This window comes from Ureibacillus manganicus DSM 26584, from assembly GCF_000772945.1.
In the GTDB taxonomy this organism is placed as follows: Bacteria; Bacillota; Bacilli; order Bacillales_A; family Planococcaceae; genus Ureibacillus; species Ureibacillus manganicus.
The window spans coordinates 1-13,942 of the sequence record NZ_JPVN01000001.1 but is presented as its reverse complement, the minus strand read 5'-3'; the positions used below and the strand labels follow the sequence as shown (position 1 = coordinate 13,942).

General features: G+C 37.2%; 10 protein-coding genes. All 10 read left to right on the top strand.

What is annotated here, in order from left to right:
- Positions 1 to 54: 54 nt before the first annotated feature.
- The 10 genes from rseP to rbfA all read left to right on the top strand — a co-directional run bounded on the left by rseP (position 55) and on the right by rbfA (position 13,676).
- Positions 55 to 1,308, top strand: coding sequence for an RIP metalloprotease RseP (gene rseP, locus CD29_RS00050; protein WP_036181484.1), 1,254 nt, complete (start codon positions 55 to 57; stop codon positions 1,306 to 1,308).
- Positions 1,309 to 1,502: 194 nt separating this feature from the next.
- Positions 1,503 to 3,206 carry a proline--tRNA ligase gene (gene proS / locus CD29_RS00045; protein ID WP_036181482.1) on the top strand — a complete coding sequence of 568 codons (1,704 nt, stop codon included), beginning with the start codon at positions 1,503 to 1,505 and terminating at the stop codon, positions 3,204 to 3,206.
- A 361-nt stretch (positions 3,207 to 3,567) separates the two neighbouring features.
- Positions 3,568 to 7,899, top strand: coding sequence for a PolC-type DNA polymerase III (locus CD29_RS00040; RefSeq protein WP_036181480.1), 4,332 nt, complete (start codon positions 3,568 to 3,570; stop codon positions 7,897 to 7,899).
- A 347-nt stretch (positions 7,900 to 8,246) separates the two neighbouring features.
- Positions 8,247 to 8,723: a ribosome maturation factor RimP gene (gene rimP / locus CD29_RS00035; protein WP_036181476.1), complete on the top strand. Its 477-nt coding sequence runs from the start codon at positions 8,247 to 8,249 to the stop codon at positions 8,721 to 8,723.
- Positions 8,724 to 8,750: 27 nt separating this feature from the next.
- On the top strand, positions 8,751 to 9,902 hold the full coding sequence (nusA, locus tag CD29_RS00030) for a transcription termination factor NusA (RefSeq protein WP_036181475.1): 1,152 nt from the start codon (positions 8,751 to 8,753) through the stop codon (positions 9,900 to 9,902).
- A 68-nt stretch (positions 9,903 to 9,970) separates the two neighbouring features.
- Positions 9,971 to 10,249, top strand: coding sequence for an RNase P modulator RnpM (gene rnpM / locus CD29_RS00025; RefSeq protein WP_036181474.1), 279 nt, complete (start codon positions 9,971 to 9,973; stop codon positions 10,247 to 10,249).
- Positions 10,246 to 10,554 (top strand): YlxQ family RNA-binding protein, encoded by a 309-nt coding sequence (locus CD29_RS00020; RefSeq protein WP_036181471.1) that lies wholly within the window; start codon positions 10,246 to 10,248, stop codon positions 10,552 to 10,554. Before rnpM ends, CD29_RS00020 begins: the two co-directional genes overlap by 4 nt.
- Before the next feature lie 14 nt (positions 10,555 to 10,568).
- Positions 10,569 to 13,007 carry a translation initiation factor IF-2 gene (gene infB, locus CD29_RS00015; protein ID WP_036181462.1) on the top strand — a complete coding sequence of 813 codons (2,439 nt, stop codon included), beginning with the start codon at positions 10,569 to 10,571 and terminating at the stop codon, positions 13,005 to 13,007.
- Complete coding sequence (locus tag CD29_RS00010; protein ID WP_036181460.1) at positions 13,004 to 13,282, top strand: DUF503 domain-containing protein; 279 nt, start codon at positions 13,004 to 13,006, stop codon at positions 13,280 to 13,282. The genes infB and CD29_RS00010 overlap by 4 nt, the downstream gene beginning before the upstream one ends.
- A gap of 52 nt (positions 13,283 to 13,334) precedes the next feature.
- Positions 13,335 to 13,676, top strand: coding sequence for a 30S ribosome-binding factor RbfA (rbfA, locus tag CD29_RS00005; protein ID WP_036181459.1), 342 nt, complete (start codon positions 13,335 to 13,337; stop codon positions 13,674 to 13,676).
- Positions 13,677 to 13,942: the final 266 nt, after the last annotated feature.

Here is a 13,942-nt window from a genome sequence, read left to right as displayed (position 1 = left end):
AGCGTTTTGTTTGAGCAAAGACGAGAAAATTTGCGTTTCAAAGGTGGGGAAAGAATGCAAACGGTAATCGCGTTTATTATCATATTTGGTTCTCTCGTGTTCTTTCACGAACTAGGACATTTTCTATTCGCAAAACGTGCGGGTATAATGGTTCGTGAATTTGCAATTGGTATGGGTCCAAAAATCTTTGGCATGACGAAAGGTGAAACACTCTATACTATTCGATTATTACCACTTGGTGGATATGTTCGAATGGCTGGAGATGACATGGATGCAGTAGAGCTTCAAGCAGGTTATCGTGTAGGAATTATCCTAAACGAAAATGAAGAAGCTGTAAAAATCTATCTGAATCAAAGTGTGACACATCCAAATATCGTTTTTTTAGAAGTAGAACGTGCTGATTTAGAAAAGGACTTATTTATTGAAGGGTACGATGAAGAAGAACGATTAGTTCGCTACAAAGTATCTAGAAATGCCATACTCGTTGAAAATGGTAATGAATTAATGATTGCACCAGTCGATCGTCAATTTAATTCGAAAACGGTTGGACAACGTGCAATGGCGATTTTTGCAGGTCCTCTATTTAACTTTATTTTAGCTTTTATAGTTTTAGCGGCATTAGGATTAATGAGAGGTGTTCCTGTAGCGGAACCTATCATTGACGATGTCATGCCAAATTCTCCAGCAGCACAAGCAGGAATGATACCTGGAGACATTGTGACATCCATAAATGGACAACCTATAGATAGTTGGAACGAACTATCAGGTACGGTTCAGCAAAATCCAGGGGAAGATTTATCTTTCATAGTAGATAGAGATGGCCAAAATGTTGTTTTAATGATTACACCGGCTACTGTTAAAGATGAGGCAGGGGAGTATGGTCAAATAGGTATTTTAAGACCTCTTGAACAAAACCCAATCAAAGCAGTTGTATTTGGTGCAACCCAAACTTGGGATTATACGGTCCTCATCATTGAACTATTAGGAAAGCTTGTAACTGGTCAATTCTCTATAGATGCTCTCTCTGGACCTGTTGGAATTTATAAAGCGACAGAAACAGTTGCTCAGCATGGAATTTTTAATTTAATGAACTGGGCTGCTCTGTTAAGTATTAACCTTGGAATTATGAACCTACTACCACTACCAGCGTTAGATGGAGGACGTTTACTGTTCTTTGGTTTAGAAGCATTGCGTGGAAAACCAGTCGACCGCCAAAAAGAAGGTATGGTACATTTTGTTGGAATCGTACTATTAATGGTTTTAATGGTCGTCGTAACTTGGAACGACATCCAACGATTCTTCTTTTAATAAATAACTGTGATACAACTTAAAATGTCTTATACATTAGCCTTATTCAGTATTTAAAAACTGGGTAAGGTTAATTTGTTATTGGGCGAATTTAACATTACATGTAACATTTGAATTCGGATTGTAACTTCTTAACTATTATTTCTTGTGCTATGCTAATGAGAGGACTAATTTTTCATAAAGGAGCGCGCAAGGTGAAACAAAGTTTAGCATTTATAAGAACAAACCATGAAATGCCTTCTATTAAACCTTTGGATCCAAACGAACGATTAATACGCGCTGGTTATATACACTCACAAAATGACAAGTTTATTTCCCTATTACCTTTAGGTAAACGTGTATTACAAAAGATAGAAAAAATAATTCGGGAAGAAATGAATGTACTTACAGCAAATGAAGTATCCTTACCAACTTTGAATTCATTACAATCGTTGGATTCAAATGAAAGGCAAGCATACAGTGCAGAACTCTTTCAATTAAACAATCGGAACAAGGATGAACTTTACCTAACACCTTCCCATTTAGAAATCCTCTCATTAATTGTGAAAGAAAAAATAACATCTTACAAACAATTACCTTTTGTACTCTATCAAATACAAACGAAATATCGTGATGAACTAAACATCAATGGAATGTTCAAAAACCGAGAATTTTTAACACTGGATGTTTATTCTTTTCACCATACGACGGAAAATCTTGAAGAGTTTTATGAAAAAATCGATCAAGTCTATTCCGCAATATTTCGAAGATTAGGCTTGCCTTATAAAAAGGTTTTAGCAGACTTAGGGAGTTACTGTGGTGAATTGTCACATGAATATGTAGTTTTATCAGAAAACGGTGAAGTGACTATAGCCCAATCGAACCAATCGGATTTTGCAGTAAACTTTGATGTAGCAAAAGTAACGTTACAAACTACAATACCTCATTGTGAAATGAAAGAATTAATAAAGGAAAAAATTAGCGATACAGGTGTTTCTGCTGATGATTTTCAAACTCACATCGACATTCCAGCTGATAGAATCATCAAAACAAATGTCTATCAACTTAATGGAGAACTCATTGTCGTCCTATATAGAGGTGACCACATATTAAATGAGGTTAAATTAAAAAACGTTTTGAATGTGCAGAGTTTAAAACTAGCAGATGAAAAATTGGTTAGCGAACTGTTTGGATGTACTACAAAATATGTAGGTCCTATAAAGTTACCTGTTCATGTAAAAGTAATTGCTGATTTTGGAATAAAATCCATTTGCAATGGGATTTCTTTTGGTAATGAGGAAGGTTCTTATTATGTAAATGTCAATCCTGAACGAGATTTTGCTATTAATGAATATGCAGATTTAAGATATATTCAAGAAGGAGAACCTTCGCCTGATGGAAATGGTATTATTCAATTTGCAAAAGGGCATGAAGTGGCGCACATTTTCAAATTAGGTGCTGCTTATTCAGAGCAATGGAATGCATCTTTTCTCGATGAACAAGGGGTTTCTAAACCGATCCTTATGGGTACTTATGGTTTTGGGGTCTCTCGATTGTTCGCGGTTGCTGCAGAAATGTATCAGGATGAAAAAGGCTTTATATGGCCGAATTCACTAGCTCCGTTTGATGTGCATTTAATAACTGAGTGTGTTGATCATGAAGAAGGATGGTTACTATCAGAACAGCTTTATAACATTTTATTAACATATCAATTTGAGGTGTTGTTTGATGACCGACAACTTTCAATTGATGTAAAATATAAAGATGCGAATTTAATTGGATTACCAGTCCAAGTTATTGTAGGAAAGAAAGCAAGTGAAGGAATTGTAACAGTAGTAGATCGACGTACAGGTCAATCTTATGAATGTGCAAAAGAAGAATTAATCGACCGTCTGAATGAATTTTTCAGAGTTTATTAATTTCATTTAGAGACGTACGATTATTGCAATTGTGCAAGATGAATTTATTTAAGTGAGGCTGGGACATAAACTAGTTTTAAGCAAAAAGATTGTCATTGTATCAATAAATATTTGCTTATTCTCGATTAGAAAGTCGTTCGTTGGAGAGGCAGGTTGAGACTCCTGCGGGATGTAGAAGCAGTCTTGAGACCCCGCAGAGCTTTAGCTCGAGGAGGCTCAAGGCTTCCCCGCGGAAAGCGAGGCCTGCATCGGAAACGAACGAACGTAAATCAAAAAGGTACAAACCGAATAGAATAGTGAATTTTACTTTTTTACTTATGTGCTGGCCTCATTTGAAAGCTTAAGAAAGTAGGTGAGTCTTTTGTCGGACAAACAAAAAGAGCGTCAATTATTTTTAACACTTTTACAGCAGTTAAAACTAACTGAAGATGTCTATATGTCATTTTTTGAACAAGGTGAACTCACTCGTGTAACGGTTCATAAAAAGGATCGTGTTTGGAATTTCTCTATTAAACTAAAAAATATCTTACCATTTCCTTTGTACCAATTATTAACGACTAGAATGGCAGAAGAATTTTCAGAAATTGCCCAAACGAATATTTCAATTGAAGTTGATTCTCCTGAGTTAAATGATCAACTGATTACAGATTACTGGTTAACAGCGGTCAATCAAATCGATCAAATGGCGCCACCTTTAAGAAATATTTTAATTTCTCAAATACCAAAATGTTCGGGTAATAAACTTGTCATAGATTGTGTTGTCGAAGTGGAGCAGCTGACATTAAAGTCAAAATATGCCGATAAAATTTCAAAAGCATATAGTAATCTCGGGTTTCAAAATATAGTGATTGACTTTAAATTAGCAGAATTGACGGAGGAAGCTCGTCTTGCCCAAGAGGAGTATATTGAACGACGTCAATTGGAAGAAGCGGAACTAGCTAGACAGGCAATGATAGATTTCCAAAGCAGTGAAACGAAGAAAAGTGATAGTTCTTCTGCTGTTGCTGAATCTAGTGGACCATTCCAATTAGGAACTCAAATTAAAGAACAAGAGATGGTAGACATTAGAAGTATTCAAGATGAAGAACGTAGTGTTGTCATTGAAGGTTTTGTGTTTGCTGTTGATGTAAAAGTATTGAAAAGTGGACGTTCATTACTAGAGTTGAAAATGACGGATTATACAGATTCTATTTTAGTTAAAATGTTTTCACGTAACGATGAAGAAGCAGAAAAAATGTCCCAATTGAAAAAAGGTATGTGGGTTAAGGTACGTGGATCTGTTCAAAACGATACCTTTGTTCGTGATTTAGTCATTATGGCTCAAGGTATCCAAGAAATTTTTAAAGAATCACGAAAAGATACTGCACCTGCGGGGGAAAAACGGGTCGAGCTTCATTTACATACACCAATGAGTACAATGGACGCTGTGACACCAATTGACCAGCTTGTTGGTCAAGCGGCTAAATGGGGACATACAGCCATTGCAATAACAGATCATGCCGTTGCACAAGGTTTCCCTGATGCTTATGCTGCAGGGAAAAAACATGGTATTAAAATGATCTTTGGTATTGAGGCTAATTTAGTCGATGATGGTTCACCAATTGCTTATGATGAACAGCATATTGATTTAGATAAAGCGACATATGTAGTATTTGACGTGGAAACAACAGGGTTATCAACTGCTTATGACACGATTATTGAATTAGCTGCTGTAAAAATTCAAGAAGGAAAAGTAATTGATAAGTTTGAGCGATTTGCCAATCCACATAAACCATTAACAGCGAAAATTATTGAATTAACTCATATTACAGATGACATGCTTGTTAATGCACCAGAAGTAGATGGGGTTGTAACAGAATTCCGCGAATTTATTGGTGATGCAATTGTCGTTGCTCATAATGCATCCTTTGATATGGGATTCTTATATACTGCATATGAGAAAGCGGGCATCCAAGGTGTAACCCATCCTGTCATTGATACGTTGGAACTTTCAAGAATGTTGAATCCGACTTTGAAAAGTCACCGTTTGAACACATTAAGTAAAAGATATGGAATCGAGTTAACACAACATCACCGTGCCATTTACGATACAGAAGCAACAGGTGAATTGATGTTGCATTTGCTAAAAGAAGCAAAGGAAAAGGGCATTAATTTCCATGATGATTTCAATAAACATATAAATGGTGATGAAAGTTTTAAACAAGGAAGACCGTATCATTGTACGATTTTAGCCGTTGATAATGATGGTTTGAAAAATATGTTTAAACTCATTACCATTGCTCATACTCAGACCTACCACCGGGTTCCTAGGATTAGACGCTCTGATTTAATAAAACTTCGCAAAGGCTTGTTGATTGGTTCTGGTTGTAACAACGGTGAATTATTTGAAACAATGATGAACAAATCTCCTGAAGAAGCTGAAAAAGTAGCGCGATTTTATGATTATATTGAAGTTCATCCAAAGCCAGTATATTCTCAGTTAATTGATGGTGGAATTGTTCATGATGAGTGGAACTTAGAAGACATCCTTCGAAAGCTTGTAAAACTCGGTAAGAAAATGGACAAGCCTGTAGTTGCAACGGGGAATGTGCATTATTTACATGAAAACGACGGTATTTTTAGAGAAATATTAGTAAGTTCTCAAGGTGGTGCAAATCCTTTAAACCGTTATCCATTACCAAAAGTTCATTTCCGTACAACGAATGAAATGCTTAAGGAATTTGATTTCCTTGGGCCAGATTTAGCGAAAGAAGTTGTAGTGACAAACTCGCAAAAAATTGCGGATATGATTGGTGAAGTTGTGCCGATTAAGGACAAGCTGTATACACCGAATATTGAAGGCTCAAACGAACAAATTACGAATATGACCTATGAAATGGCACATCAGATATATGGGGAAAAACTGCCGGAAATCGTTGAAAAGCGAATCGAAAAGGAATTGGACTCTATTTTAGGACATGGTTTCGGAGTAGTTTATTTAATTTCAGCGCAACTAGTTAAAAAATCTCTTTCGGATGGTTATTTAGTAGGTTCCCGTGGATCGGTTGGTTCGTCCTTTGTAGCGACAATGATGGAAATTACGGAAGTAAATCCATTAGCACCTCATTATATTTGTCCAAAATGTCATTATAGTGAATTCTTTACAGATGGATCAGTAGGTTCAGGGTTTGACTTACCGAATAAGGAATGTCCTGAATGTGGTACAAACTTGAAGAAAGATGGACATGATATTCCGTTCGAAACGTTCCTTGGATTTAACGGAGATAAAGTACCCGATATCGATTTAAACTTCTCGGGTGAATATCAGGCGAAGGCACATGACTATACGAAGGTGTTGTTCGGTGAGGATTATGTTTTTCGTGCTGGAACAATAGGTACTGTTGCTGAGAAGACAGCTTATGGTTACGTAAAAGGGTACTCAACGGATCATGGGAAATCATTCCGCGGCGCGGAGGTTGACCGACTTGTTCAAGGCTGTACTGGAGTTAAAAGGACAACAGGACAGCATCCAGGGGGTATTCTAGTAGTACCTGATTATATGGATATTTACGATTTTACACCTGTTCAATTCCCAGCCGATGCACAAGATTCTGAATGGAAAACAACGCATTTCGACTTCCATTCTATCCATGATAATATTTTGAAACTCGATATTCTTGGACACGATGATCCGACGGTGCTCCGTATGCTTCAAGATTTAACGGGCATCGATCCAAAGTCAATTCCAACGGATGATCCAGAAGTAATGAAAATCTTTTCAGGGCCAGAATCTTTAGGTGTCACTGAAGAACAAATTATGTGTAAAACAGGTACGTTAGGGATTCCTGAATTTGGTACACGATTTGTTCGTCAAATGTTAGAGGAGACAAAACCATCTACCTTTAGTGAGCTATTACAAATTTCAGGGCTGTCTCACGGTACGGATGTTTGGCTAGGGAATGCACAAGAGCTTATTCAAAACGGAACTTGTGTACTTGCTGAAGTAATAGGTTGTCGTGATGATATTATGGTGTATTTAATCTACCGAGGTTTAGAGCCAGGATTAGCCTTTAAAATAATGGAATCAGTTCGTAAAGGTAAAGGGTTATCTGATGATATGGAAGCGGCAATGAGAGCGCAAAATGTACCAAACTGGTATATCGACTCATGTAAGAAAATAAAGTACATGTTCCCTAAAGCGCACGCAACTGCATATGTATTAAATGCGGTACGTATTGCTTGGTTTAAAGTGCATCACCCAATCATTTATTACGCAACTTACTTTACGGTTCGTGCGAGTGATTTTGACTTAATTGCCATGTCACAAGGTGCTTCAATGATTCGTTCGAAAATTGAAGAAATAAATGCAAAGGGCTTAGATGCTTCAAAGAAAGAAAAAGATTTATTGACGGTATTAGAAATTTCCCTTGAAATGGCAGAGCGTGGGATGAATATTAAAAAAGTGGATCTATATAAATCTCAGGCAAGCCAATGGATCATTGAGGGGAATTCATTAATTCCTCCGTTTGATGCAATTCCAGGCTTAGGAACAAACGTTGCAAAGGCAATTGTAGCTAGCCGTGAAGACGGGGAATTCTTATCGAAAGAGGATTTACAGATGCGCGGTCGCGTTTCAAAAACGCTGATAGAGTATATGGATCAAATGGGTTGCCTAGAAGGCATGCCGGATGCGAATCAGTTGTCGTTGTTTTAATTGATTGAGTAATCAAATTCTAAAAAAATCAACAAGAAACATGTGTCAGATTTGCGTAAATTTGCATTCAATTATGTTTTATGCTATTGTAGTAGTAATAATTTGTTGATAGTCTTGCAGCAAAAGAGTGGGTTTTTCTCCCGCTCTTTTCTGTTGTTATGGTTACCTCAAATTTCGTAGACGACCTTTACAAAAATTTCACCAGTCAGTTGGTGGATTTTCTTATTTTAGCTAAATGTTGTTAAAAGAAACGCAACATTTCTTTTTCCGTATGTTCTTTGTATATATCTACTACAACTTGGAAATATAAGCTTAAAGAACAAGAACGAGTACGTTGGGAGGACCTTATGAGCAAAGTAACAACAGTCATTGAAGAGCTTGTCACACCAATTTTAGAAGAGCTAAACCTTGAACTTGTTGATATCGAATTCATCAAAGAAGGACGTAATTGGTTTCTTCGAGTTTATATCGATACACCGAGTGGGGGGATCGATATTGAACAATGCGCTTTAGTGAGTGAACGACTAAGCGAACAACTCGATGAAAAGGATCCAATCGAACAGAACTATTACTTAGAAGTTTCTTCTCCAGGTGCTGAGCGTCCATTAAAAAAGGAATCAGACTTTGAAAAAGCGGTTGGTAAATTTATTTATGTGAAAACATATGAACCAATAAAAGATATGAAAGAATTCCAAGGCTATTTAAAAGCATTGACTCCCGATAGTCTAGAAATGGAAGTTCGTATTAAAACACGTAAATTAACGATTATTATTGAGAAAGACAAAATTGCAAAAGCAAGGCTTGCAATTGACTTTTCGTCATAACAACAGAATATTAGGAGTGAAAATGAAATGAGTAGTGATTTACTAGATGCTTTAACTGCTCTGGAGCAACAAAAAGGGATTTCTAGAGATGTACTAGTTGAAGCAATCGAGGCAGCTCTAGTAACTGCATATAAACGTAATTTTAATCAAGCACAAAATGTACGTGTTGATTTAAATTTAGAGAATGGTTCTATGAAAGTCTATTCCCGTAAAGATGTTGTAGAAGAAGTGGAAGATGATCGACTACAAATCTCTTTAGATGAAGCCAAAGATATTAATCCCGCTTATGAAATTGGTGACATTTTAGAACAAGAAGTAACTCCAAAAAACTTCGGTCGAATCGCTGCTCAAACTGCAAAACAAGTTGTAACACAACGAGTTCGTGAAGCTGAACGCGGCATCATCTATGAAGAATTTATTGACCGAACTGATGATATCGTAAATGGTACGATTGAAAGAATGGATTCTCGCAACATTTATGTTAGCTTAGGTAAAGTCGAAGCAGCCTTACCAGTAAATGAGCAAATTCAAGGGGAAGTCTACAAACCTCAAAGTCGTATCAAAGTGTATATCACGAAAGTAGAACGTACAACAAGAGGCCCACAAGTCATTGTATCTAGAACACATCCAGGTCTTTTACGTCGCCTATTCGAAATGGAAGTTCCAGAAATTTATGAAGGTATCGTAGAAATTAAATCTATTGCCCGTGAAGCAGGAGATCGCTCAAAAATCTCTGTTTTCGCACATGACAAAGATGTAGATCCAGTTGGTTCTTGTGTAGGTGCAAAAGGTCAACGTGTTCAAACAATCGTTAACGAACTAAATGGTGAAAAGATTGATATCGTCGAATGGTCTGAAGATCCTGTTGTTTTCGTAGCAAACGCATTAAGTCCATCAAAAGTTTTAGATGTTCAGGTGGATGAAGAAGAAAAATCTACAACAGTAGTCGTACCTGATTATCAATTATCTTTAGCAATTGGTAAACGTGGCCAAAATGCTCGTTTAGCTGCTAAATTAACAGGTTGGAAAATTGATATTAAAAGTGAAACTGATGCACGTGAGTTAGGAATTTATCCTTCAGAATCTAGTTCGTATTTAAACGAAATTAACGAAGATGAAGATGAAAATGAAACATATACTAATGTAGAATACGATTTATATAAAGACGACGAAGAATAATCATCTTAGAAATCTTATGTAAAGTTTCACTCATAATTTGTAAGGAACTAGTAGGTAGGTGAATTCTCATGTCGACAGGGAGAAAAGTGCCTTTACGAAAATGTGTCGTAACGGGTGAAATGCTTCCAAAAAAATCAATGATACGGATCGTTCGCTCAAAAGAGGGTGAAGTATCCGTTGACCCAACTGGCAAGAAAAATGGTCGAGGTGCTTATATTTCGAAAACCGAAGAAGCAGTTGAGACTGCCCGTAAGACAAATAAGTTAGAACGCCAGTTAGAAGTAAAAATTCCTGAAGAAGTTTATGAAGAATTATTGAGGCTGATTCGCAGGGAGTCGATTCTATGACAAACGAAAAGCTATTCCAATTACTTGGATTAGCAGCGAGAGCTCGTAAAGTAATTTCAGGTGAAGAACAAGTGGTGAAAACGATACAAAGCGGCAATGCTAAGATTATCTTCTTAGCTTCCGACGCTTCACCGAATTCTTCCAAAAAAATTCAAGACAAATGTACGTTTTACAATGTTGAGTATCATGTGATAGGTGATCGCTACCAACTAGGACATGCTACTGGTAAAGAAGCCCGTGTCGCACTTGCTATAACCGATAGCGGTTTTGCGAAAAAAATGTCTAGTCTACTCAACGAAAAATAATCGGGGGTGAGCTGATGACCAAAATTCGAGTTCATGAATATGCAAAAAAAGTGAATAAATCAAGTAAAGAAGTCATTGAAGAGCTAAATAAATTAAATATTACTGTGTCAAATCATATGTCCACATTAACAGGTGATGCTTTGTCTAAATTAGATACAGTATATAACCAAAAAGGTGGAGCAAGTAACCAAAACACATCTGCACCGAAGCAAGATCAACAAGCAAAACCTGCTTCTACAGGTCAAACACAAAAAGTCGAAAAACGAAAAGAAGATAGAATGACAGAACAAAATAAAACTACGCGCTCAAATAACGCACCACAAAACAGACCAAACAATGCATCAAATAACAATGCATCACAAAACAGACCAAACAATGCATCAAATAACAATGCATCACAAAACAGACCAAAACCTGCATCAAATAATAATGCATCACAAAACAAACCAAGAACTGCATCAAATAACGATAAGCCTAAAACAAACCAACGTAATAACAATCAAGGCAATCAAAACCGCAATAACGACAGCAACGATCGCTTTGGTGGTAATTCAAACAGCGGTGGAAATAGAAATAATAACAATAATAAAGGTGGAGGTGGCTTTAACCAACGTAAGAAACCGGGAATCCACGGTGGAAAACGTCGCCATCCAAAAACACACCAACCAACAATTCCGGTTGTACCAAAAGAATTACCAGAAAAAATCACTTTCTATGAATCACTGTCTGTAGCAGAATTAGCAAAAAAATTACACCGTGAACCATCTGAAATTATTAAAAAATTATTCATGCTTGGTGTTATGGCAACAATTAACCAAGACCTTGATAAAGATGCAATCGAGCTAATCTGTACTGATTACGGTGTAGAAGTTGAAGAAGAAATCCGTATTGATAAAACAGATTTAGAAGTTTATTTTGACCAAACAGAAGTGGTTGAAGAAGAACTAGGCGAACGTCCACCTGTTGTTACAATTATGGGGCACGTTGACCATGGTAAAACAACTTTATTAGACTCAATTCGTAATACAAAAGTTACTGCTGGAGAAGCTGGTGGTATTACACAACACATTGGTGCATACCAAGTAGTTGAAAACGGCAAGAAAATTACGTTTTTAGATACACCTGGTCACGCGGCCTTTACAACAATGCGTGCTCGTGGTGCGAAAATTACGGACTTAGCAATTATCGTTGTAGCAGCAGATGATGGTGTAATGCCTCAAACTGTTGAAGCGATTAATCACGCGAAAGCTGCAGAAGTACCAATCATCGTAGCAGTGAATAAAATGGATAAACCTACTGCAAATCCAGACCGCGTAATGCAAGAACTAACTGAACACGGATTAGTTCCAGAAGATTGGGGCGGCGATACAATCTTTGTTCCAATTTCTGCATTAAAAGGCGAAGGAATTGACACGCTATTAGAAATGATTTTATTAGTAGCTGAAGTTGGGGAGTTAAAAGCAAATCCGAAACGTACTGCATTAGGTACTGTTATTGAAGCGCAATTAGATAAAGGGCGCGGATCTGTAGCAACACTATTAGTGCAAGATGGTACTTTACGAGTTGGAGATCCAATCGTAGTTGGTCATGCTTACGGACGTGTACGTGCAATGGTAAATGATATTGGACGTCGTGTGAAAGAAGCTGGACCTTCAACACCGGTTGAAATTACTGGTCTAAATGACGTACCTCAAGCGGGCGACCGTTTCGTAGTATTTGAAGATGAGAAATCAGCTCGTCAAGTTGGTGAATCTCGTGCGATGACTGCTATTCAAGCTAGCCGCTCTGAAAAACAACGTATCACGCTTGATAATCTTTTTGAACAAATGAGCCAAGGCGAAGTGAAAGAATTAAACGTTATCGTGAAAGCTGACGTACAAGGTACAGTGGAAGCGATGGCTGCATCTTTAATGAAAATTGAAGTTGAAGGCGTTAACGTGAAAATCATTCATACAGGTGCCGGCGCAATTACAGAATCTGATATTTCATTAGCTGCTGCATCAAACGCAATCGTCATTGGGTTCAACGTACGTCCCGATGTAAATGCAAAACGTGCTGCTGAAGCAGAAGGTGTAGAAATTCGCTTACACCGCGTAATCTATAAAGTAATTGAAGAAATCGAAGCAGCGATGAAAGGTATGTTAGACCCAGAATTTGAAGAAAAAATTATCGGTCAAGCAGAAGTTCGTCAAACAATTAAAGTATCCAAAGTTGGTACAATTGCTGGTTCATATATAACTGAAGGTAAAATTACACGCGATTCAGGTTTACGTGTAATTCGAGAAGGTATCGTTATCTTTGAAGGTGAAATTGATTCATTAAAACGATTCAAAGACGATGCAAAAGAAGTTGCAAAAGGATACGAATGTGGTATTACTGTTAAAAACTTCAATGACGTTAAAGAAGGCGATATTTTAGAAGCCTTCATCATGGAAGAAATTAAACGAGCATGATCGTCTACGCTGAAGTTGAGTTTATGATTCAAACTGCCCATTCGTTAAAAGAAAAACGTGCGGTTTTGCAAAGAATGATTACGCGTACTAAGCAGAAATTTAATGTATCAATTGCTGAAATTGATCATCAAAATGTGTGGCAGCGAACAAGAATAGCTCTTGTCGCTGTCTCATCTTCAAAGGAAAGCGCAGAACGTGAAATTAATCATGCATTGCATTTTTTACAATCAAATCCCGCATGGGACCAACTCGATGTTTGGCGAGAATATTTATAATCGTTTAGGGGATAAATATCATTAATAAGTTTTAGTTTAGGGGTGACAATTCATGTCATTACGTTCCAATCGTATTGGAGAGCAAATTCAAAAAGAACTTGGGGAAATCATTACTCGTAAAATTAAAGATCCACGTGTTGGTTTTGTAACAGTAACAGATGTTCGTGTAACGGGCGACCTACAACAAGCGACTGTTTATATTACATCTTTAGGTAACGAAAAAGAACGTCAGGAAACTTTAAATGCGTTAGTAAAGGCGACTGGCTTCATTCGTTCTGAAATTGGCCAACGCATTCGCTTACGCCGAACTCCTGAAATCACATTTGAATTTGACGCATCCGTCGAATACGGAAATAAAATCGAAGAACTTCTTCGCTCGATTAATAAAGATTAAGTTATTGCTCTAATTTGCGAAAAAGCGAGCGATATCCAATAAAAGCCTGCTACTGCATCATTTGTATGCAGGCGGGCTTTTTGTTTGGGGAAAAGCGTTGATGAATTGTGCTTGGGTAGTTTCTCGAGTACAAAAATTCAGAAAAAATCGAAGAACTGTCCTCGAGAAGCAGTCTCGAGGACAAAAAACCGAAAAATATCGAAAAACTATCCTTGAGAAGCAGTCTCGAGGACAAAAAACCGAAAAAAATCGAAGAACTGTCCTTG